22 protein-coding genes are annotated in these 19,914 nt (G+C 56.4%); 9 read left to right on the top strand and 13 right to left on the bottom strand.

Annotation, left to right across the window (positions count from 1 at the left end):
• The first annotated feature begins 112 nt into the window (after window positions 1-112).
• From BAR1_RS04845 to BAR1_RS04820, 6 genes are all read left to right on the top strand, one after another.
• Window positions 113-1,129: an ABC transporter substrate-binding protein gene (locus tag BAR1_RS04845; RefSeq protein ID WP_118941974.1), complete on the top strand. Its 1,017-nt coding sequence runs from the start codon at window positions 113-115 to the stop codon at window positions 1,127-1,129.
• 91 nt (window positions 1,130-1,220) lie between these two features.
• On the top strand, window positions 1,221-3,404 hold the full coding sequence (locus BAR1_RS04840) for an ABC transporter permease (RefSeq protein ID WP_118941973.1): 2,184 nt from the start codon (window positions 1,221-1,223) through the stop codon (window positions 3,402-3,404).
• 22 nt (window positions 3,405-3,426) lie between these two features.
• A complete protein-coding gene (locus BAR1_RS04835; protein WP_118941972.1) occupies window positions 3,427-4,491 on the top strand; it encodes an ABC transporter ATP-binding protein in 1,065 nt (354 codons plus the stop codon).
• A gap of 4 nt (window positions 4,492-4,495) precedes the next feature.
• Complete coding sequence (locus BAR1_RS04830; RefSeq protein ID WP_162891673.1) at window positions 4,496-5,239, top strand: HAD family hydrolase; 744 nt, start codon at window positions 4,496-4,498, stop codon at window positions 5,237-5,239.
• 107 nt (window positions 5,240-5,346) lie between these two features.
• Window positions 5,347-5,853, top strand: a complete 507-nt coding sequence (dsrE2, locus tag BAR1_RS04825; RefSeq protein WP_118941970.1) for a sulfur carrier protein DsrE2 — start codon at window positions 5,347-5,349, stop codon at window positions 5,851-5,853.
• 42 nt (window positions 5,854-5,895) lie between these two features.
• Window positions 5,896-6,120, top strand: a complete 225-nt coding sequence (locus tag BAR1_RS04820; protein WP_118941969.1) for a sulfurtransferase TusA family protein — start codon at window positions 5,896-5,898, stop codon at window positions 6,118-6,120.
• A gap of 64 nt (window positions 6,121-6,184) precedes the next feature.
• On the opposite strand, the gene BAR1_RS04815 is transcribed toward BAR1_RS04820, so the two are convergent.
• From BAR1_RS04815 to dsrA, 13 genes are all read right to left on the bottom strand, one after another.
• Window positions 6,185-7,549: a cobyrinate a,c-diamide synthase gene (locus BAR1_RS04815; protein WP_118941968.1), complete on the bottom strand. Its 1,365-nt coding sequence runs from the start codon at window positions 7,547-7,549 to the stop codon at window positions 6,185-6,187.
• Window positions 7,550-7,609: 60 nt separating this feature from the next.
• The gene (gene nrfD, locus BAR1_RS04810) at window positions 7,610-8,821 is read right to left on the bottom strand and encodes an NrfD/PsrC family molybdoenzyme membrane anchor subunit (protein WP_118941967.1); all 1,212 of its coding nucleotides are present in this window, start codon (window positions 8,819-8,821) and stop codon (window positions 7,610-7,612) included.
• A gap of 17 nt (window positions 8,822-8,838) precedes the next feature.
• On the bottom strand, window positions 8,839-9,597 hold the full coding sequence (gene dsrO, locus BAR1_RS04805; protein ID WP_118941966.1) for a sulfate reduction electron transfer complex DsrMKJOP subunit DsrO: 759 nt from the start codon (window positions 9,595-9,597) through the stop codon (window positions 8,839-8,841).
• Window positions 9,594-10,031 (bottom strand): hypothetical protein, encoded by a 438-nt coding sequence (locus tag BAR1_RS04800; RefSeq protein WP_118941965.1) that lies wholly within the window; start codon window positions 10,029-10,031, stop codon window positions 9,594-9,596. The genes dsrO and BAR1_RS04800 overlap by 4 nt, the downstream gene beginning before the upstream one ends.
• A gap of 2 nt (window positions 10,032-10,033) precedes the next feature.
• Window positions 10,034-11,959 (bottom strand): NAD(P)-binding protein, encoded by a 1,926-nt coding sequence (locus tag BAR1_RS04795; RefSeq protein WP_118941964.1) that lies wholly within the window; start codon window positions 11,957-11,959, stop codon window positions 10,034-10,036.
• A gap of 1 nt (window position 11,960) precedes the next feature.
• Window positions 11,961-13,517: a sulfate reduction electron transfer complex DsrMKJOP subunit DsrK gene (gene dsrK / locus BAR1_RS04790; protein ID WP_118941963.1), complete on the bottom strand. Its 1,557-nt coding sequence runs from the start codon at window positions 13,515-13,517 to the stop codon at window positions 11,961-11,963.
• Window positions 13,517-14,272, bottom strand: coding sequence for a respiratory nitrate reductase subunit gamma (locus tag BAR1_RS04785; protein ID WP_228408740.1), 756 nt, complete (start codon window positions 14,270-14,272; stop codon window positions 13,517-13,519). The genes dsrK and BAR1_RS04785 overlap by 1 nt, the downstream gene beginning before the upstream one ends.
• A gap of 67 nt (window positions 14,273-14,339) precedes the next feature.
• Window positions 14,340-14,672, bottom strand: a complete 333-nt coding sequence (locus tag BAR1_RS04780; protein ID WP_118941962.1) for a TusE/DsrC/DsvC family sulfur relay protein — start codon at window positions 14,670-14,672, stop codon at window positions 14,340-14,342.
• A gap of 41 nt (window positions 14,673-14,713) precedes the next feature.
• The gene (gene tusB / locus BAR1_RS04775) at window positions 14,714-15,022 is read right to left on the bottom strand and encodes a sulfurtransferase complex subunit TusB (protein WP_118941961.1); all 309 of its coding nucleotides are present in this window, start codon (window positions 15,020-15,022) and stop codon (window positions 14,714-14,716) included.
• Window positions 15,023-15,031: 9 nt separating this feature from the next.
• Window positions 15,032-15,442, bottom strand: coding sequence for a sulfurtransferase complex subunit TusC (gene tusC, locus BAR1_RS04770; RefSeq protein WP_118941960.1), 411 nt, complete (start codon window positions 15,440-15,442; stop codon window positions 15,032-15,034).
• Between the two features lie 9 nt (window positions 15,443-15,451).
• The gene (tusD, locus tag BAR1_RS04765) at window positions 15,452-15,844 is read right to left on the bottom strand and encodes a sulfurtransferase complex subunit TusD (RefSeq protein WP_118941959.1); all 393 of its coding nucleotides are present in this window, start codon (window positions 15,842-15,844) and stop codon (window positions 15,452-15,454) included.
• Between the two features lie 12 nt (window positions 15,845-15,856).
• A complete protein-coding gene (gene dsrB, locus BAR1_RS04760; RefSeq protein ID WP_118941958.1) occupies window positions 15,857-16,939 on the bottom strand; it encodes a dissimilatory-type sulfite reductase subunit beta in 1,083 nt (360 codons plus the stop codon).
• 75 nt (window positions 16,940-17,014) lie between these two features.
• Complete coding sequence (dsrA, locus tag BAR1_RS04755) at window positions 17,015-18,316, bottom strand: dissimilatory-type sulfite reductase subunit alpha (RefSeq protein WP_228408738.1); 1,302 nt, start codon at window positions 18,314-18,316, stop codon at window positions 17,015-17,017.
• A 260-nt stretch (window positions 18,317-18,576) separates the two neighbouring features.
• Here dsrA and BAR1_RS04750 point away from each other — a divergent pair, with 260 nt between their 5' ends.
• The 3 genes from BAR1_RS04750 to BAR1_RS04740 are packed head-to-tail and all read left to right on the top strand — an operon-like array spanning window position 18,577 to window position 19,907.
• Window positions 18,577-19,503, top strand: coding sequence for a TauD/TfdA family dioxygenase (locus BAR1_RS04750; RefSeq protein WP_118941957.1), 927 nt, complete (start codon window positions 18,577-18,579; stop codon window positions 19,501-19,503).
• A 1-nt stretch (window position 19,504) separates the two neighbouring features.
• Window positions 19,505-19,702, top strand: coding sequence for a sulfur relay protein DsrC (locus tag BAR1_RS04745; protein ID WP_118941956.1), 198 nt, complete (start codon window positions 19,505-19,507; stop codon window positions 19,700-19,702).
• Window positions 19,695-19,907 carry a DUF6967 family protein gene (locus tag BAR1_RS04740; protein WP_118941955.1) on the top strand — a complete coding sequence of 71 codons (213 nt, stop codon included), beginning with the start codon at window positions 19,695-19,697 and terminating at the stop codon, window positions 19,905-19,907. Before BAR1_RS04745 ends, BAR1_RS04740 begins: the two co-directional genes overlap by 8 nt.
• Window positions 19,908-19,914 lie beyond the last annotated feature (7 nt).

The raw sequence follows: 19,914 nt of genomic DNA, 5'->3' as shown, positions 1-19,914 counted from the left end.
TTAATCGAGCACCCCGCCGGTTAGCCATCCTCCTGCTAGACTTTAGCTGATCGCGGGGCGTCAAAAACAGAGTCGCCACCGTTTTCCAGATCAATATACTTGGGAGAATATCATGAAAAAAAAGACCCTTATTAGTGCATTGGCCCTATCCGCCGCATTGTCGACCGGTAGTGCATTTGCCGCTGAACTGAATGTGGTTTGCAGCAACGAGCAAGACTGGTGCGACCTGATGGCCGGCAATTTCGAGGACAAGACCGGCATTTCGGTCGCCATGGTGCGCAAATCCACCGGCGAAACGCTGGCGCAGGTGCGGGCCGAAGCCGGCAACCCGAAAATCGACGTCTGGTGGGGCGGCACGGGGGACCCGCATCTGATTGCTGCGGCCGAAGGGCTGACACAACCGTCTGGCGCGGACACTTCCGAATTGCTGGGCTGGGCGCAAAATCTGGCTGAAATTTCGGGCGGGCGCACCATCGGCATCCATCTGGGTGTGCTGGGCGTTGCCTATAACGCTGATATTCTGAAAGAAAAGGGCATCAAGCCGCCAGCCTGCTGGAAAGACCTGACAGACCCGCAATACAAGGGCGAAATTCAGGTGGCAAACCCGAATTCATCCGGCACGGCCTATACCGAACTGGCCACCATCGTGCAGATTTTCGGCGAGGATGACGCCTTTCGCCTGCTGAAGGAAATCGGCGAAAACGTGAACAGCTATACCAAATCCGGCTCGGCCCCCTCCAAGGCGGCAGCGCGTGGCGAAACAGGTATTTCCATCGGGTTCGAGCACGACATGGTCAAACTGGCCCGCGCCGGTTTCCCGCTGAAAATCGTATCCCCCTGCGAGGGCACCGGTTACGAGGTTGGCGGTGTATCGATCATCACCGGCGCCAAGAACTTTGACGAAGCCAAGCAATGGGTCGAATTCGTGCTGAGCGCCGAAGCGCAATCGGCCGGCCCTGAAGTCGGCGTGTTCAACATCCCGTCAAATTCAAACGCGACCATCCCGCCCGAGGCACCTGCCGTCGAGTCGATCAAGCTGATCGACTATGATTTCGCCACTTATGGCGCAACTGACACCCGCGAGCGCCTGTTGTCGCGCTGGGACAAAGAAGTAAAACCGGGCAACTGATCTGCCCGTTTAGCGGGGCGCATATTTTCCCTGTGCGCCCCGCGATTATCCGAATTTCGCAAGTGCATTTCAGCCCTGAAGGAACAGCCCAATGACACGCACAGCCGCCCTTTGGCTATTGGTGGGAGCGATCGGCTATTGCCTGATGCCATGGTATATGACCGATGGCGGCTTTTGGTCGTTTGGCTGGATAACGGGCATTACCACGGGTGAAAATGCCTCGGCTTTGGCGCATGTTCTGGGACAAGGCCGCCTGTATCTGGGCGCCCCGTTGGTTGCCTTTGTGTTGATCGGCGGCGTGCTGGCATTGGTGCCCTCGCCTGTCATCAAGGCACGGCTGATTGTTGCCATTGCCGCCCTCGGGCTGTTTCTGACCGCCTTGCAAGGTCTGGCGGTAGTCCGCTCCGGCCCGCGTTTCATGACCGATATATTTCTGGCGCTCGGGGCCGAAAGCGGTCAGGGCGGTGTTGGTGCGGGGGCGCTGGTGACACTGGTATCCCTGCTGTTTATCCTGACCACCGCCTTTTCTTCGGCTGGCAAGGCGCGGGGTGATGCCTTTGTTGTCGGGCTGATCGGGCTGATCATTTCACTGGTCGGGGTGTTTGTTTTCTTCCCCGTCGCCCATATCCTGATCCGCGCGTTTGAAATCGACGGTGGCTATTCCCTGACCGAGTTTTTCCCGCGTTTCTTTTCCTCCGACCTGTGGGGGCTTAGCTGTTTTATCGGCGGCACCTGTGGCCCGGCGATCAACTCGGTGATTCTGGCCACCATGACGGCGACAACAACCGTGCTGCTGGGACTGGCCTTTGCGCTGATTTTCACCCGCACCGATTTCAAGGCCAAGCCGCTGTTGCGAATGCTGACCGTGATCCCGATCATCACCCCGCCCTTTGTGATCGGCCTTGCGCTGATCCTGCTGTTTGGCCGCACGGGGGCGGCGACCCAACTGTTCGCCGATCTGTTCGGTATCGAGAAAACCCGCTGGATTTACGGCTTTGGCGGCGTTTATCTGGCGCAGGTTCTGTCCTTTACCCCCATCGCATTTCTTGTGCTGATCGGCGTGGTCGAGGGCATCAGCCCGTCAATGGAGGAGGCCAGCCAGACGCTGGACGCCGACCGCTGGCAGACCTTCCGCTATGTATCCCTGCCCCTGATGCGACCCGGATTGGCCAACGCGTTCCTGTTGGGCTTCATCGAAAGTCTGGCCGATTTTGGCAACCCGCTGGTGCTGGGGGGTAATTTCAATGTGCTATCAACCGAAATCTATTTCGCCATTGTCGGCGCGGTGGCCGATCCGGCCAAGGCGGCGATCCTTGCGATTGCGCTGTTGTCGCTGACACTGGGCGCGTTCCTGTTGCAACGCACATGGGTTGGCAAAAAATCCTATGCCACCGTCACCGGCAAAGCGGATTCCGGCCAGCACGCCGCCCTGTCGCGCGGGGTGCGCATCGCGGCCTATGCCACCGCCCTGCCCTGGGCTGCGTTCACCGCGGTTGTCTATTCGATGATCATCTTCGGCAGCTTTGTGAAACTCTGGGGCTATGACAACACGTTCACATGGGCGCATTACGTCCGCGCCTTCGGCATCAAACACACCGCCCACGGCTGGCGCTTTTCCGGTGTGGCCTGGGACAGCTATTTCACCACCCTGCAAATCGCCAGCATCGCGGCCCCCTTAACGGCGATCGTCGGGCTGGCCACGGCTTATCTGCTGGTGCGCCAGAAATTCTTTGGCAAGGATGCCTTCGAATTCAGCACCATGCTGTCATTCGCCATCCCCGGCACGGTGATCGGGGTCAGCTATATCATGGCGTTCAACTTCCCGCCGATCGAGCTGACCGGCACCAGCATTATCTTGATTATCGTCTTTGTTTTCCGCAACATGCCCGTCGGGGTGCGCGGCGGGATCGCGGCGATGTCGCAACTGGATGCGTCACTGGACGAGGCCTCGATCACCTGCGGCGCAAATTCATTCACCACCGTGCGCCGCGTCATTGCCCCGTTGATGGGACCCGCAATCATGGCCGCGCTGACCTACAGTTTTGTGCGGGCCATCACCTCGGTTTCGGCGGTGATCTTCCTTGTCAGTGCGCGGCACAATATGGCCACGGCCTTTATCGTCGGACGGGTGGAAAACGGCGAATTTGGCATCGCGATTGCCTATTCCGCTGTGCTGATCGTCACCATGCTGACCGCAATTATCCTGATGCAACTGATCATCGGCCAACGCACCCTACGCCGCGATAACCGTGTGCAAAAGGCGCAAATGACATGACATATTTTACCGGAGACCACAGATGACAAATCTTACCACAGGGTCGGTGCAATTTGACGGTGTCGTCAAGAAATACGGCGCGGTCACGGCGTTGAAAAAGCTGGACCTGATGATCGAGCCGGGGCAGCTGGTGACATTGCTTGGCCCGTCGGGCTGTGGCAAAACCACCACCCTGCGCCTGATTGCGGGGCTGGAGCCCGCCACCGAGGGGCGCATCCTGATCGGCGGGCAGGACGTGACGCATCTGTCGGCCACTTACCGCAAGGTGTCGATGGTGTTCCAGTCCTACGCGCTGTTTCCGCATATGTCGGTGCTGGACAATGTCGCCTACGGGCTGACGGTGAAATCCATGCCCAAACGCGAGGCCCACGAAAAGGCCGAGGAAGGTCTGGCGATGGTCGGGCTGGCCGGATACGGCCCGCGCCTGCCCTCCGAATTGTCCGGCGGCCAGCAACAGCGCGTCGCCGTAGCCCGCGCAATTGTGCTGGAACCCGAGGTGCTGTTGCTGGACGAACCGCTGTCCAATCTGGACGCCAAACTGCGCCGCCATGTGCGCGAGGAAATCCGCCAGATCCAGCAAAATCTGGGCCTGACCGCCGTTTACGTCACCCACGATCAGGAAGAGGCGATGGCTGTATCGGACCGCATCATCGTGATGAAAGACGCCGAGATCGCGCAAGAAGGCACGCCCCATGATCTGTATGAGCGCCCCAGCTCCAGCTTTATTGCCGATTTCATTGGCGACGCGAACCTGATTGATTGCGAGGTTGTGCAGGCCAATGGTGAAACCGCCGACATCGAGGTCGCCGGTCAAAAGCTGAACGTGCCCAACACCGACCGGCCCAGGGGCGGCGCAAGGATCGTGATCCGGCCGCACCAGATCCGGCTAAAGCCGCGCGTGGCAGGCGAGGGTTTTGAAGGCGTGATCAGTTATGCCGCCTATCTGGGCAATCAGGTGCAATATACCGTGGACGGGGCGCTGGGGCAGTTGTTTGTGATCAGCAACACCACCGCCAACCCGCTGGCGATGGGCGATAGTGTTTCAATCCTGATGGATCCCTCGGAAATGCGGCTGGTGGCGGAATAACCCTGTGCCAAAGGCGATTATTTTCTGTGATATCGACGGCTGCCTGAATGATGGCAAACACATCGGTTTCGATCTGGACGCACTGGCCGAAGTGCGCCAGCGTATCCGCGCACTGACTGACCGTGGCGTGATCCTGTCGCTTTGCACCGGTCGCCCGCAACCCTATGCCGAGGCAATGGCGCAGGTGCTGGACCTGCACACGCCCTTTGTCTGCGAATATGGCGCGATGGTGTTTGACCCTGAAACGGACGAGGCCATATCCCTGCTGGCCCCTGATGACCGCGCCGAAATCGCCCGCCTGCGCCAGCATCTGCAAACGCTGGTCGGAGATGGGAACAAACATGTGCTGGAACCCGGCAAAGATTTCGCCCTCAGCATCACCGGACCGGGAATCGTCGGGGCCGAAAACGCCGCAATCGAGGCCCAGATGAAGGCCTATCAGGCCAAATGTGACGGGTTCAACGTGATCTGGACCTATTCGATTTCCGCCATCGACATCGCCCCCGAAGGGATCAGCAAACAGACCGGTGCGGCCTATCTGCTGGACCGGTACGGAATAGACCCAAGTGCCACCTATGCCATTGGTGACAGCATTGGTGACATTCCGGTTTTATTCTTTGCCCACCATGCCCTATGCCCTGCCAACGCGGCACCAAAGGTGCGGGAAATCTGCGGTTTCACCGCCAAACACCCTACAACCCGCGGGGTGGTGGAAATACTAGATCACATCCTGTCAAAATTGGCTTAACAACGCTATTTTCCCAACCGCACAAGGGTGTGACTTGACAAGACAGATAAATATATATTCAATTATCGCGATACAAAAAGCGACCAATAATCGCACGTACGGGAGGAATGAAATTGTCAGACGACAGCACAGACAACGCAAAGAGCATGTCCATCATTGTGACCAAAGGGTCGCTGGACTGGGCCTATCCTCCGTTCATTCTGGGGACAACCGCGGCGGCGATGGATATGAAGGTGACGATGTTCTTTACCTTCTACGGTCTTGCCCTGCTAAAGAAAAAGCTGAACCTGAAATTCACGACCCTTGGCAACCCCGCGATGGAAATGCCTATGATGGGCGGCCATATGGCGATGCCGAACCTTCTGTCGGTGATGCCCGGCGTTGGTGGTGCGGCTGGCAAGATGATGAAAAACCTGATGAAGCAAAAGGGCGTGGCCTCGATCGAGGATCTGCGCGAAGCATCGGTTGATCTGGAAATCCGCATGATCGCCTGCCAGATGACGCTGGACCTGTTTGAATACACACAGGACGACATGATCGACGGGATCGAACTGGGCGGGGCCGCGACTTATATGGAAGTCGCTTCACGCTCGGACATCAACCTGTTTATCTAAACAACAACAAACAAAGATACTCCAACACAAAAGAGGTTACTAATGGCTGTACATGAACTGAACGCAGAAGGCCTGAACTGTCCCCTGCCGATCCTGAAAGCAAAGAAAATGCTGAAGGGTCTTGATGCTGGCGACGTGCTGAAAATCCGCTCGACCGATCCCGGTTCGGTCGCCGATTTCTCGGCTTTTTGCACACACACTGGCAACAAATTGCTGTCGTCGTCTTCCGAAGGTGACATCTACCTGTTCGAAATCGAACGCGCATAAACGCTGTTTTCAGTATAAAATTTCGGAAGGCCCCGCATATATATTGCGGGGCTTTCTTTTTATGTTAACGGTTTTTCACCCGCTGCACGAAGCCTAGAAACCGTTCGACCCACGGGTTTTCCCGCGTGTGCCGCTGGTGGCAAAACCCCGCCAGCGCATTTCCTGTGACAATCGCATCATGCGCCCCGTCGATCCCTGCCCCGCGTGTCAGATCGCGACCAAATACCGTATTTGCCGCCAGATTGTCCAGTCGTGCATAGTGGAATTCATGCGCTTTGGTTTGCCCGTTGCGCGGCCCCCACGGGTGTTCGGGTGTGGTGGTGTATTCCACATAGCCCCGCCCCTGTGGCCGTTTGCACATCACCGCATCCGCCGCCACCACATCGCACATCGGATAGGACTGATCATTCCAGCCCAAAGACCGGCACAGATACATCAAGCCGCCACATTCCGCATAGCACGGCATTCCGGCTTCCAGCGCGCGCTTGATGTCTTTGCGCAATGCCTGGTTCGCGGCTAGGCCCTGCATCTGGGTTTCCGGAAACCCCCCCCCCAGAAACAGCCCGTCGGCATCCGGCAATGCAGTGTCCGTCAGCGCATTAAACGGCACCAGTTCGGCCCCCAATGCGGCAAAGGCATCCAGATCATCGGCATAATAAAACCCGAACGCCCGATCCCGTGCGATGGCGATGCGCAAGCCCTTGAACACCGGATCAACCACCACTGCGGGGGCCGCATCCAGTGTGGGCGCCTTTGCCGCAATGGTGCGGACCTGATCCAGATCCACCTGCCCGCCGATGATTTCGGCGATCTGGGCGATCTTGCTGTCCAGATGATCGGTCTCGGTCGGGGTGGTTAGTCCAAGGTGGCGCTCGCCAATGTCCAGCGCCGGATTGCGCCCCACAGCGCCAATCACCGGAATGTCGGTATAGGCCTGAACCGCTGCACGCAGCTTGCCCTCGTGGCGCGGGCCGCCGACCTTGTTCAGGATCACCCCGGCAATGTCCACATCCGCGTCAAACCCCTGATAGCCGATCAGAAGCGGTGCGATGCCGCGTGTCATTCCGTTAGTATCAATCACCAGGATCGCCGGCGTTTTCGTCACCTTGGCCAGCGCCGCATTGGCGTCTGATCCATCCAGTTTCACCCCGTCATACAACCCCTTGTTGGCCTCGATCATCGCAATGTCGGCCCCGCGCGCGCGATCACACATCAGGGTGGTAAATTCCTCTGCCGGCATGGTGTTGAAATCAAGGTTGTAACAGGGCCGCCTGCTGGCCGCGGCCAGCCACATCGGATCAATATAATCCGGCCCTTTTTTAAAACATTGCACCACATCCCCCTGCCCCGTCAGGGCAGCGGCCAGACCAGTGCTGACAACGGTTTTACCGGATGATTTATGTGCCGCCGATATCAGGAACCGCGCCATCACTCAGGCCTTTTCAAACAAGTGCAGGGCCAGCCTTTTGACCGGACCAATCCGATCCTATCAGAAATCGGGTTCGGTCGGGTCGATATTTCTGTCCGACAGGTTCATCGGCAAGATCCGCAGCGCCACAACGCCCATGCCGGCAATCATCACCGCCAATGCAACGCCGCCCATCCCCAAGGCCCATTCGTAAATGGTCGGGGTATAGCCGTTGATCTGGCCATCCGCGAATGTGCTGGTGACCTCGTACATCGGGAAGATTTCCAGCGGGAAGGCCTGGCCGCCAATGATGATACCGTAAAGATGGGCAAAGCCGCCAATGATAATCAGAACCGACGCAAGGATCACCTGCCCCTTGGTGGTGTTCTCGGCATGGCGCAGCAGCATCGCGGCCGGAATAACACCGCCGATCAGAACCTGACCGATCCAGAACAGTTTGGTATAGATCGAACCACTGAACAGAATGAAATATTCGAAATCCGCGTGCTCGGCGGCATAGAGGTTTGTCAGGTGGCGAATGGCTGTGAAATACAGCACCGCCACGGCAAATACCCCCAGCAACCGGCCCAGCCGCTTGACCAGATTTGGCCCGATGTAACGGCCCGTCATCGGGAAGGTTGTGCCCAGAACCAGAATGAAAAATGCCAGCCCGAAAGAAAACGACATGATGATAAACAGCGGGGCCATGATTGCAGCATCATACCCGGGGCGCGCCACCAGCCAGCCAAAGATCGAGCCGGTGCCGGTGGTCAGTGCCAGCCGCCAGACAAAGGCGGCGGTGCCGACAGAGCGGACCACTTTGGGCGATATATTGCGCGCCATCTGCACAAACAGATAAGCCCCGACAACCGCAAAGAACCCGTTGTAAAGAATAACATTCCACGCGAAAATCGACGTGAAATTATACGTCGTCATCGCCACGATCAACCGGTCGGGTCGCCCCAGGTCCAGCACCAGAACCGCCAGCCCGCCGGCCAGTAGCGCAATCGACAACAGGCCAGAATAGCGCGCCATCGGTTTGTTTTCGATCTTGCCGAACACAGACGCAATCGAGGCCACATTCAACGCCCCCGAGGCCGCCACAATCAGGAAAATCGCAAACACATGCGGCAGGCCCCAGACGATCTGGTTGTTCATACCGGTGACGATATGGCCGTGGTGTTCGATATACAAAACCGCCAACCCCGCTGCGCCGACAAATGCGGCCGCAATGACAGCCATCAACCAGATGGCGGGGGTCGGTTTCACTTCGCGATAGACGGTGCGGTCCATTATTCAGTCTCCATCCACTACAGGTTCGTGTATCGAATGCCGGGGTTAACCCGCAGATCGTCACGCAGGCCCATCGAGGGATAATTTTTCAGTGCCTGGGCAATCTCGCTGTTGGGGTCATTGAGATCACCAAACATCATCGCACCATTGCCTGTGGCCGAACAGGATTCGACGCAGGCCGGAGTTCCGCCCTTGTCCACCCGATGCACACACAGGGTGCAGCTTTCGACGGTGCCCTTGCCACGCGGGGCGTTGGATTTCTGGTCCTCTACGGCTTCATGCACAAAGCTGCGCGCCTTGAACGGGCAGGCCATCATGCAATAGCGACAGCCAATGCAGATGTGTTTGTCCACCAGCACAATGCCGTCCACCCGTTTGAACGACGCCCCGGTGGGGCAAACGTCAACACAAGGTGGCTCTTCGCAGTGCTGGCACATCATCGGCAAGGATGCCTCGCGGCCCGTTTCCTTGTGCTTCAGGTCGATCTTGCGGATCCATTGCGGGTCGGTTTCGGGGTTGCCGTCCAGCTTCCAGCCGTTTTCTTCGGAACAGGCCGTCACGCAGGCATTGCAATCGGTCGAGCATTTGTTCACGTCGATCAACATACCCCAGCGCTTGCCGGGATCGGCATTGGCGCTGGCTTCGCCGCCAAAGGCCATCAGCGTCACGCCAGGGGCCAGTGTGACCGACGCCACCGCCGCACCGCTTTTGAAAAACTCGCGCCGGTTCAATTCGGCGGGCCGTTCGGATTTGTTGTTCAATGCAGGTAGCTTCATTGCGACATCCCATCCAGATAGGCTTGTATTTCGTCATCCGTGGCAGGCGGTGTTTGCTTCAAAAGATCAATAAACCCGTCTTCGGGTTTCGAGTTATGACACTGGAAACAATCGATTTTCACCGCAGCGTATTCGTGGCAGGCACGGCAGAAATGCCCATCTTCCTGAACCGAAATCGGCAGGGCATCCGGCCCCATGACCGCATGGCAGGCGACACATTCCTTGATGGAATATTTGATTGACCTGTCACCCTCGTGCACCGTCAGATCCCGGTCATGGCGCATAAGGCGCATGTGGTTGATCCGCATGTAATCGTTGCCTTCAGGATGCGGCGCGCCCACGGCCTTGGGGATGTCCGGATAGGTAGATTCCGCCATCGCTGCGCCCGTGGACAGGCCGATCAGAACCAGAAGGGTTGCAACAAGCCGCATCATACCTATGCTCCAAGACCCATTTTGATGTAACCGGTCGGGCAAACATCCTGACAGATGTGGCAGCCGATGCATTTGGTATAATCGGTGTCGACATAACGCCCAACCGTGCGGTCCGATTTCTTGACCCGGAAAATCGCATCCTGCGGGCAGTAGATCACGCAGTTGTCGCACTCGAAACACATGCCACAGGACATGCAGCGTTCGCCCTCTTTCTGGGCCTGCTCTTCGGAATAGGCGATGATGCGCTCTTCAAAGTTGCCCAGAACCTCGTCCGCCGAAATGTGCTTTTCCTCGCGCTTTTCGCGCGGCACAAAATCAAAGTGGCCTTTGAACAACTCGGTATGCTTGATGATCTGCGAGTCCGAACGGTCCTCGTAATTGTGAACTGCATAATCGGCCTGATCCGTGCCGCTTGTCTGGATATGGTCATAAGCCGATGGCGCATGGCCGCGCTGTTTCAGCTCTTCCAGCAGGTCGAAATGGGCCACATCCACGGGGGGGCGTTTTTCGACTTCGCCGTCATCCAGAAAATCGGTAATCGCTTCGGCAGCAATGCGGCCATGGCCAATCGCTGTGGTCAGCAGGTGTGGTTGCAGAATATCGCCACCGGCGAAATGCTTCTCGCGGCCTTTGACGGCGTAGGTGCCTTTGTCGATGTCGATTGCACCGCGGCCGTTATCCAGATCTTCCATGCCGGTGAAATCACCGAACTGGCCGATTGCGGATATGATGATGTCGCCTTCGATCTCGAATTCAGTGCCCTCAACTGGCTGCGGAACATTACCTTTCATGGTACATTCGCACATCTTCAGGCCCTTGGCACGGCCATCGGCGCCCTTGATGATTTCCAGCGGCATCACCGACCCTTTGATGTCCACGCCTTCACGCAGCGCATCTTCGCGTTCGTGTTCGGCGGCAGTCATCTGGTCAATCGGGAACAGTGATGTCAGGGTGGCCTGCATCCCGTCACGCACAATCGCGCCGGCCACATCGTGACCAGTGAAATCGCTGGGCGCTTCGCCCTTCACTTCGGTGATGTTGCCCAGACGCCGCGCAATCGAGGCAACGTCGATCGAGGTGTCGCCACCACCGACCACGATAACCTTTTTCGCAGTGCCCAGAACATAGCCCTGGTTGAACGCGTCCAGAAATTCGACGCCGTTGATACAGTTTTCGGTTTCGTCCCAACCTTCCAGCGGCAGGCCACGACCCTTTTGTGCGCCCATCGCCCAAAAGATGGCATCGAATGCTTTTTCCAGCTCTTCGACCGACACATCGGTGCCAACGCGGGTGTTGCAACGGATATCGACGCCCATCGCGGTGATGCGGCCGATTTCCTTGTCCAGCATATCACGCGGAGTCCGGTAGCCGGGGATGCCGTAACGCATCATGCCGCCCAGTTTGTCGTGCTCTTCGAACAGGGTGACCGAATGGCCATCCTTGCGCAGGAAGAACGCCGCCGCCAGACCGGCAGGCCCACCACCGATCACCGCAATCTTGCGGCCGGTGTCTGCCCCCGCCTCGGGGGCTTTTACGTCGTTTTCATTGGCCCAGTCGCCAACGTATTGCTCCACGGCGTTGATGCCGACGTAATCGTCTACTTCGTTGCGGTTACAGCCTGCCTCGCAAGGGGCGGGGCAAACGCGGCCCATGGTGGCCGGGAACGGGTTGGCTTCGGCCATGCGCTGGAACGCATATTCCTGCCACGCCATGCCCTCGACCGGTGGCTTGTCCATGCCGCGTGCAATCGCCAGCCAGCCACGGATTTCGTGACCCGACGGGCATGAACCCTGACAAGGGGGGGTTTTATTTACATAAGTCGGACACTTATAGGATTTGTCCTGTGTGAAGATTTTATCTTCCAGATCGAAATCTGCCTCGGTTTCGCCTTCTTCGTAGCGCCGGTATGAGTTGTGTTGACCGTCCATCTTATTTCTCCTCCGTTGCTGCCGTCTCCGGCGCGTCATCTTCTTCTGTTTCTTGGCCATCCAGAATGACGGCGTTGGCGACCAGTTGGTGCACCGACATAATGTCGTCCATGCCATAGCCGTATTTCGGCATGACCTTGGAAAACTGGGTTTTGCAAATGGCACAGATCGCGGCCATTTTGTTAACGCCATGATCCGTTGTGACCTGTTGCAAGGCGGTCATCCGCGGTTTCGCGCCCTTGATGCGCAAGTCCATCAGATCATCGGTCAACAGACCGCCACCACCGCCACAACAGAATGTGTTTTCGCGGATGGTGTCCTGCTCCATATCGTAGAAATGGTTGCACACGGCTTTCAGCACTTTGCGGGGCAGATCGAACTGGCCCCCCTCTTTGCGTCCCATTGACGAGCCGCGCGCAACATTGCAGCTATCATGATAGGTCATGATAAATTCGTCGTTTTTCGATTTGTCGATTTTCAGGATGCCATCATCAATCGCATCAGACGTGAATTCCATGATGTGCTGCGGGATCGGATAGTTCTGATCCAGAAAATCGAACGGGCCGGCCAATGTGTTCAGGAAGGAATATCCAACCCGCCACGCATGGCCGCATTCGCCAAATACAATCCGCTTCACACCCAGATCCTTGGCCGCCTGACGGATGCGCCACGATACCTCGCGCATGTTTTCGTAGGATCCGATGAACATACCGAAATTCGCCGCCTCGGATGCGTAGGAACTGATCGTCCAGCTGACACCGGCGGCGTGGAATACTTTGGCATATCCCAACAGACCGTCAATATGCGGTTCGGCAAAGAAATCGGCGGACGGGGTGATCAGCAGAATATCCGCGCCCTTCACATCCAGCGGTAGTTTCACCGGAATGCCGGTTTCGTCTTCCAGTTCCTCTTCCAGATCTTCCAGCGTGGCACGCAACGCTTTGGGGTTCAGGCCCAGATTGTTGCCGGTTTTCTTTAGCTTGGCGATGATTTCGTTGCAGTATTTCTGCCCCACACCAACCGTATCCAGTATTTCGCGTGCAGCCATGGAAATTTCAGCGGTATCAATGCCATAGGGGCAGGCAACCGAACAACGGCGACACTGCGAACACTGGTGGTAATAGGTGTACCATTCGTCCAGCACTTCTTTGGTCAGATCACGCGCGCCCACCAGCCACGGGAAATATTTGCCCGCAAATGTGTAGTAGCGGCGGTAAACCGAACGCAGCAAATCCTGCCGTGCGACAGGCATGTTTTTCGGATCACCCGTGCCAAGGAAATAGTGGCATTTGTCGGTGCAGGCACCACATTTCACGCAGGCATCCAGATAGACCTGAAAGGCGCGGTTCTTTTCGGCCAGTTCGCCCATCTTGGCGATGGCAACCTCTTGCCAGTTGTCGATCAACTCACCGGGGAAACCCAGCGGTTCGTTATGCTCGGGGGCGGCGGCAAAGGTGTTCGTATCTGCCATTGCGCCACATTCGAGCGCCGGAATCTTGAAGATTTCATCAACACTGTCAAAAGCGCCGTATTCTTCTTTTTTATCAAGAGGTGCCATTATTTGCCCTCCTCTGGTTCTGGAATGCCTTCGGGGAGTGGCGGCAACTGGCTGGCCCATGCCGACAGATGCCGGAATTCGCGGGCGTTATCGACCTGTGTGCGCGACGGAGCAAAGAAAACGCCCGGTGCGTGCAGCAGCTTGGAGATCGGGAAGATGATCATCAGGATCGCAACCAGCCCCAGATGGATCAGCACGCCGGGTTGCGCGGGCAATTCGTTGATCTGGAACCGCATCAGGCCCAGAAAGAACTGTTTCACCGCCAGAATATCGACCGGCATCAGAAATTTCATACCCATGCCGGAAATGACGATGCCCAGAAACAGCGCCAGCATCAGATAATCGGACGGGCTCGAGATATAGCGGATGCGCGGCACCACAATCCGGCGCAGCAACAAGCCACCAAGACCGGCCAGCATCGCAAAGGAGGCATAAACGCCGATTGGCTGGATCAGATCAACCCACCACCACACGGGCTGGGTGAAATAACGCAGGTGGCGCAGCAACACCAGCAACATGCCGAAATGGAACAACACGGCGAAAACCCAGATCCATCTATTGGATTTGAACAGGCTCTGGAAGAAAGCCACCTCGCGGAACATTCTGAACCAGACGCCCCGTTTGGTGCGTGGTGCAGGGGAAACCGGAATTTTCAGCGGTGCCGGAGTGCGGGCATATCTTGCCACCTTCATCCCCGTGCCGACGATCAGGATAACCGTCGCGACATAGAACAGCACTGCATAAAGCGTTGACAACACTTGAAGTCCTCCCAGACGTGTGCCCCCCGAATTTATTGTTTTTATTTCGGGGGGTTAGGTAGTTTTATACGCAGCCTGTCGGCTTGGGCAGGCCTGCGATCTTACAGGCTTGTTTGGCCGGGCCGTATGGGAACAGCTCGTACATATATTTGTTGTTGCCAACTTCGGGGCCCATAGATTTCTTGATCGATTTGATCAGAACACGCACGGCCGGTGCGATTTGGTATTCCTCGTAATAATCACGCAGGAAGTTCACAACAGCCCAATGCTCGTCTGTCATTTCGACGTCTTCGGCTTTGGCGATTACTTCTGCCAGTTCCGGTGTCCAATCGGCCAGATTGGTGATGTAGCCTTCTTCGTCAGTTGCGATTTCTTGTCCGTCTACTTCGTAAGACATGGTAGTTCCCTTCGGTGAAAGTGTTCGTAATAAGTGTTAATTCAGAGCCAGTTCTGTGTACGGTCATGTGATGCCGCAAGCTCCACAAATCCGGCGTAATCGACGGTCTTCACACCGTCCATCAGACGTCCCTCGTCTATTCCTCGTGCTTTCAGATCGGGGGCCAGAACGGCCAGCGTTACCGCCCCGCCCAAACCCGCGACTGCGTCGGTCAAAGCTGTGCCGCCAGCAGCGCCGTAAACGCCATCTTCGATCAGCAAAACGGTGTCGCCTGCTTTGGCATGCCCCAGACAGCTTAGCAATGCCTGCGTTTCGAAAGGGGATTTGTTAACTGTGTGTAAAGTAGCCATATCTACCTCCTAAAAGCTAAGAATTACGTCTTGGCCGGCCATCACATCGGCCATTTCGGACCGGCTGACGATGATGATCGAAGGCTTCTCGGCCCAATCGTCATCTTCGTCTTCATATGTGATTTCCTGCAAGTCGTCTGTGGTCAGGCCGCGTTCGTCCAGCGATTCCTTTTCGACATACAGCTTTGTGACCTCGTAGTCGCCCAAAGCGCGGAATGTCGGCGAGAAGTTTTTAACACCGATTTCCTTTGTGTCCTGCCCTTTGGTCAGCTGGAACACACCGTCATCCAGAAAGGCAAGGCTGACATCCTGATCAAAAGCCGCGCCAATCAGCACAACTTCCAGAGCTTCCAGTGCGTAAATCGTGCCATAAGGCGCTTTGCGATTTACATAGAGGAATTTTTTAACACCATCTTCCATGTTTTCCCCCTAGTCCCCGAAAGTCATCAGACGGTCCGCGTCGATGCCCATTTCAATCAGCTGCCCAAGGCCGGAAATCCGGAACCCCTCGGCAATATTGTCGGCATCCTTGCCCTGACGCTCGGCTTCATTTTTGTCCAGCAGACCACGGCGTTGGGCCGCAGCGATACAGATCACCAGATCCGTGCCGTGTTCTTTGGCCAATGCGGTCCACTGTTCCTGAATGTTGCGTTCATCCTGCGGCGGGATCGACAGGCGCGTGCCCACGTTAACCCCGTCGTGATAGAAAAACACACGTGGCACTTCGTGTCCCGCCGCAAGCGCGGCGGTGACGAAATGATAGGCCGTATCAGACGCTTGGTGCGTATAGGGGCCTTCGCTTACAACGACTCCGAATTTCACGTTGATCGCTCCTTAGAAGTGGATGTGGGCCGACTGGTTCATGGTCTTGCGGGCGCCAGTCCATGTATCCAGATGGTGTTTGGTAAAGGCCAGATCGGTCATTTCAAAGAACCGGTTCCAACCGATACGTTCGATCCATTCGCCCATACGTTCCCAATGCTTGGCATCTTTCTTGTAGGCCTTGACGATGCGCTTGACGACAGCGTTCACTTCAGGCCAATGCGGCGCGTTGTTGGGCAGGTTGGCGACGGCCAGCTTGTGGAATGTCGGCTTGGAGCGCGCATTCGAGTGTTTGCCGCCCACCCAGATTGCAATCTTGGTGGAATCGTCGCCGTTGATCTGCATCGGCGGACATGGCGGGTAGCAGGCACCACAGCAAACGCATTTCTTTTCGTCAACTTCCAGCGTCGGTTTGCCGTCCACCATCGCAGGGCGGATCGCAGCCACAGGGCAACGGGCCACAACGGCGGGGCGCTCACAGACGTTGGCGACCAGATCGTGGTTGATTTTTGGCGGCTTGGTGTACTGCACATTGATCGCAATATCGCCCTGGCCACCACAGTTGATCTGGCAACAGGATGTGGTGATGCGTACGCGGTTTGGCATCTTTTCCTGAATGAATTCCTCGTGAAGCATGTCCATCAGACCCTTCACGACACCGGACGCATCGGTGCCCGGAATGTCACAGTGCAACCAGCCCTGCGTGTGGGAAATCATTGTCACGGATGCGCCTGTGCCACCTACCGGGAAACCCTCTTCGCCCAGCTTGTCGATCAGCGGCTGAACCTTGGCTTCGTCCGACATCATATATTCGATGTTGGAACGGGTGGTGAAACGGATGTGACCGTCGGCAAATTCGTCGCCGATGTCACACAGCTTGCGGATGGTGAAAACGTCCATCTGACGCTGGGTGCCAGCACGAACGGTAAAGATTTCGTCGCCCGATTTGGAAACGTGGCGCAGAACGCCGGCACGGGGGCGGTCGTGATATGCCCAGTTGCCGTGGTTCTTTTCCAGCACGGGGTGCATGTACTGGTGGTGATCCGGAACACCGACCTCGTCTGCGGCTCTGGGGGTGGTTTTTTCGTTGCTCATATTCTTCTCCCTGTCTCTGCGCGCCCCGCCAAGGGGCGGCAGAGTTCTAGTTATCAGTCATCCGAAACCGGCGGTTTATTCGCCCGCAACCGTCATACCGGCATCGCGCGCTTTACGCTCGAACCACTTGGCGGCTTCGTCGTCAAAATCATCGGTTCTGACATAGCTGGATGTGCGCGGGTGGTTGACCATGTTCGGGTCAGCCTCGACACCAACCGCCTCGAGGAAGGCCGGCAGACCGATACGGTCAATGGTTTCCCCAACACGCTCGTGCTCCAGCGCGTTGTCAGCAAAGAATTCGATGCAGGTTTCTGCAAATTCTTCCAGATCGTCAAAATCTTCCTGTGTTTCCAGCTTGATGAACGGTTTGATCATGATGCCCATCATGTCACCCACTTTCAGCGAACGCTTGCCGCCGATCATCACCGACACACCTTTGTCATCACCCGGGCTAAGCGCCTTGGTCATAACGTTGATACAGTGCATGCAGCGCACACAGGATGCGTTGTCGATTTCCATCGTGTCATCGTCATTCAGCGAAATCGCACGGGTCGGGCACATGTTGACCACTGTATCAATGGTGTACTTGCGACCGGCAGTTGCCACGTGCTCTTTTACTTTTTCCTGATCGATCTTGATGTCGTCACGCCATGTGCCGATCACCGCAAAGTCGGCGCGGTGGATCGCGTTCACACAGTCGTTGCCACAGCCCGAGAATTTGAACTTGAACTTGTAAGGCAGCGACGGGCGGTGCATTTCGTCAAGGAAGGCGTTGATGATCTGGCGATGCGCCTTGCCTTCGTCATAGCAGGAATGTTCGCAACGGGCGGCGCCAACGCAGCTCATCGCGGTGCGCAATGCAGGGCCAGCACCCCCGAGGTCAAAACCCAGTTCATTGATCGCATCGAATGCGGCCTGCGTGTTTTCCGTGGTACAGCCCTGCAACATGATGTCGCCGGACTGGCCGTGCAGCGCAATCAGGCCCGAGCCATGCTCTTCCCAGACGTCACACAGCTTGCGAAGAATTTCGGTGGTATAGTGAAAGCCGGGAGGCGGCATAACACGCAGGGTGTGGAATTCTTTGGACTCGGGGAATTTTTCGGCCACTTCGGAATAGCGCGGTATGATACCGCCCCCATACCCGAACACGGACACAACGCCACCTTTCCAATACCCTTTGCGGTTTTCGTAGGAATGGTTCAACTGGCCCATAAGGTCATTCATCATCGGCGCATATTGTTCGCCTTTGGCGTCACGCAGCCGTTTCAGGCCGGTGACAAAGCTCGGCCAGGGGCCGTCTTCCAACTGGTCGAGCATAGGTGTTGGGTGAATCTCGGCATCTTTTGCTTTGCCGTCTTTGTGATCGCCATCTTTCATAACAAACTCCCTGTTTGCGCGTTTCTTCGGGTTTTGCCCCCCGAATTTGGTTTAAGCCCCAAAGTTAGATCACCTGTCTGGTCGAGATCATTCCGACCGGCGCAACCTAAAATTCCGGAGCCTTGTTTGACTTGGATTTTACATTACACTTTTTGAATGTAAAGATAAAGCTGTGCCGAAAAACGGTTTGCATCTAAATATTCCGATAATTAGATACAAAACGAAACAATCTTAGCCGCAATGCACAAGGAGAGACATTAATGAACGATTCTCGGGCCAGCTATCCGAATGGCAATCCTTTTGTATTGGAGGACGACATCGCCTATCAGGCATGGCGCACGGACAAGTTGCAACAAACATCTGAATTGCTTGAAAAATCCGATCCGGTTGAAATTGGCGATCTGGCGGCAATCACACCTGCCGAACAGGATGAACTGTTTCGCCGCTGCGAAATATCCAACGCTGTTTTCTATCGCGATATGCAGAAAACCGCCGCCCCCGAAGAGGCCAGTAAAAAAATGCGTCTTTTTGCCGAAAAACTGGGTTTGCGCATCGCGGAAAAGCACCGATCGGCCGGAAAAGACGGAATCGTTTCGCTGCAGGTTTCAGATTCGCCGGGCCAAAAAGGCTATATTCCCTATTCGACAAAACCGATGAATTGGCACACCGACGGCTATTATAATGCGCCTGATGAAAAGATCCGCGCGATGGTGCTGCATTGTGTACGCGCGGCACAGGATGGTGGCGTCAATCAGGTATTCGATCCGGAAATTTCCTATATCCGCCTGCGCGACGAAAACCCCGATTATATCGCGGCCCTGTCCCACCCCCGCGCAATGACCATACCGGAAAACCGCGAACCTAACGGCAATGTGCGCCCCGCCAGCATCGGCCCTGTGTTCGAGGTGAACAGCGATACCGGCCATCTGGAAATGCGCTATACCGCCCGCACCCGTTCAATCGAGTGGCGCGATGACAGCGCCACCCGCGCCGCCGTGGATTTCCTGAATTCGGTGATGAATTCAGACGACCCATATATACAAACCATCAAAATGCAGGACGGCGACGGGCTGTTGTGCAATAATTCGCTTCACAACCGCACCGGTTTTGACGCAAACAGCGAAAAGCCCAGCGCACGCCTGCTTATGCGTGTAAGGTTCCACAATCGCGTTACAGGGAGAAACTGAAATGGCCAAACTTAGCGATCTAATCATCGGGCACCCCGAAGTTGACACGTTTACTGCACTTGAACTGCTGGTCGCCCATGCAGGCGAGTCAGGCGAGATGTTTTTGGAATTCGATGTAAAACCCGATTACAAAGACACGCCCAAAAAATGGGAATGGCGGCTGGAAGCGGTGTTTGCAGCGGGGCTGAAATATGTCTGACGAAACCATCACGGATGTTGCCGAATTCAACTTCCCGTTCAAAAAGCATGTGACACTGAAAAACGTCGCCTATGATAACGGCTCGAACTGGCTGCGCGTGACCATCCGCGAACAGCGCCGCTTTACCATCTTCGATCTGGACCCCGAAAGTGCCGCCGGTTTTGGGGCCACCCTTTCGGAATGGGCAAAAGAAAATCAGGGCTAGGCCCGAT

This window comes from Profundibacter amoris, from assembly GCF_003544895.1.
In the GTDB taxonomy this organism is placed as follows: Bacteria; Pseudomonadota; Alphaproteobacteria; order Rhodobacterales; family Rhodobacteraceae; genus Profundibacter; species Profundibacter amoris.
The sequence above is the reverse complement of the archived record's forward strand: the minus strand, read 5'-3'. Positions and strand labels throughout refer to the sequence as shown.

Excerpts from the sequence above, each read along its gene's own strand:
- BAR1_RS04845 (WP_118941974.1), top strand. The coding sequence starts at position 113 with ATGAAAAAAAAGACCCTTATTAGTGCATTGGCCCTATCCGCCGCATTG.
- BAR1_RS04840 (WP_118941973.1), top strand. The coding sequence starts at position 1,221 with ATGACACGCACAGCCGCCCTTTGGCTATTGGTGGGAGCGATCGGCTAT.
- BAR1_RS04835 (WP_118941972.1), top strand. The coding sequence starts at position 3,427 with ATGACAAATCTTACCACAGGGTCGGTGCAATTTGACGGTGTCGTCAAG.
- dsrE2 (WP_118941970.1), top strand. The coding sequence starts at position 5,347 with ATGAAATTGTCAGACGACAGCACAGACAACGCAAAGAGCATGTCCATC.
- BAR1_RS04820 (WP_118941969.1), top strand. The coding sequence starts at position 5,896 with ATGGCTGTACATGAACTGAACGCAGAAGGCCTGAACTGTCCCCTGCCG.
- BAR1_RS04815 (WP_118941968.1), bottom strand. The coding sequence starts at position 7,549 with ATGGCGCGGTTCCTGATATCGGCGGCACATAAATCATCCGGTAAAACC.
- nrfD (WP_118941967.1), bottom strand. The coding sequence starts at position 8,821 with ATGGACCGCACCGTCTATCGCGAAGTGAAACCGACCCCCGCCATCTGG.
- dsrO (WP_118941966.1), bottom strand. The coding sequence starts at position 9,597 with ATGAAGCTACCTGCATTGAACAACAAATCCGAACGGCCCGCCGAATTG.
- BAR1_RS04800 (WP_118941965.1), bottom strand. The coding sequence starts at position 10,031 with ATGATGCGGCTTGTTGCAACCCTTCTGGTTCTGATCGGCCTGTCCACG.
- BAR1_RS04795 (WP_118941964.1), bottom strand. The coding sequence starts at position 11,959 with ATGGACGGTCAACACAACTCATACCGGCGCTACGAAGAAGGCGAAACC.
- dsrK (WP_118941963.1), bottom strand. The coding sequence starts at position 13,517 with ATGGCACCTCTTGATAAAAAAGAAGAATACGGCGCTTTTGACAGTGTT.
- BAR1_RS04780 (WP_118941962.1), bottom strand. The coding sequence starts at position 14,672 with ATGTCTTACGAAGTAGACGGACAAGAAATCGCAACTGACGAAGAAGGC.
- tusB (WP_118941961.1), bottom strand. The coding sequence starts at position 15,022 with ATGGCTACTTTACACACAGTTAACAAATCCCCTTTCGAAACGCAGGCA.
- tusC (WP_118941960.1), bottom strand. The coding sequence starts at position 15,442 with ATGGAAGATGGTGTTAAAAAATTCCTCTATGTAAATCGCAAAGCGCCT.
- dsrB (WP_118941958.1), bottom strand. The coding sequence starts at position 16,939 with ATGAGCAACGAAAAAACCACCCCCAGAGCCGCAGACGAGGTCGGTGTT.
- dsrA (WP_228408738.1), bottom strand. The coding sequence starts at position 18,316 with ATGAAAGATGGCGATCACAAAGACGGCAAAGCAAAAGATGCCGAGATT.
- BAR1_RS04750 (WP_118941957.1), top strand. The coding sequence starts at position 18,577 with ATGAACGATTCTCGGGCCAGCTATCCGAATGGCAATCCTTTTGTATTG.
- BAR1_RS04745 (WP_118941956.1), top strand. The coding sequence starts at position 19,505 with ATGGCCAAACTTAGCGATCTAATCATCGGGCACCCCGAAGTTGACACG.
- BAR1_RS04740 (WP_118941955.1), top strand. The coding sequence starts at position 19,695 with ATGTCTGACGAAACCATCACGGATGTTGCCGAATTCAACTTCCCGTTC.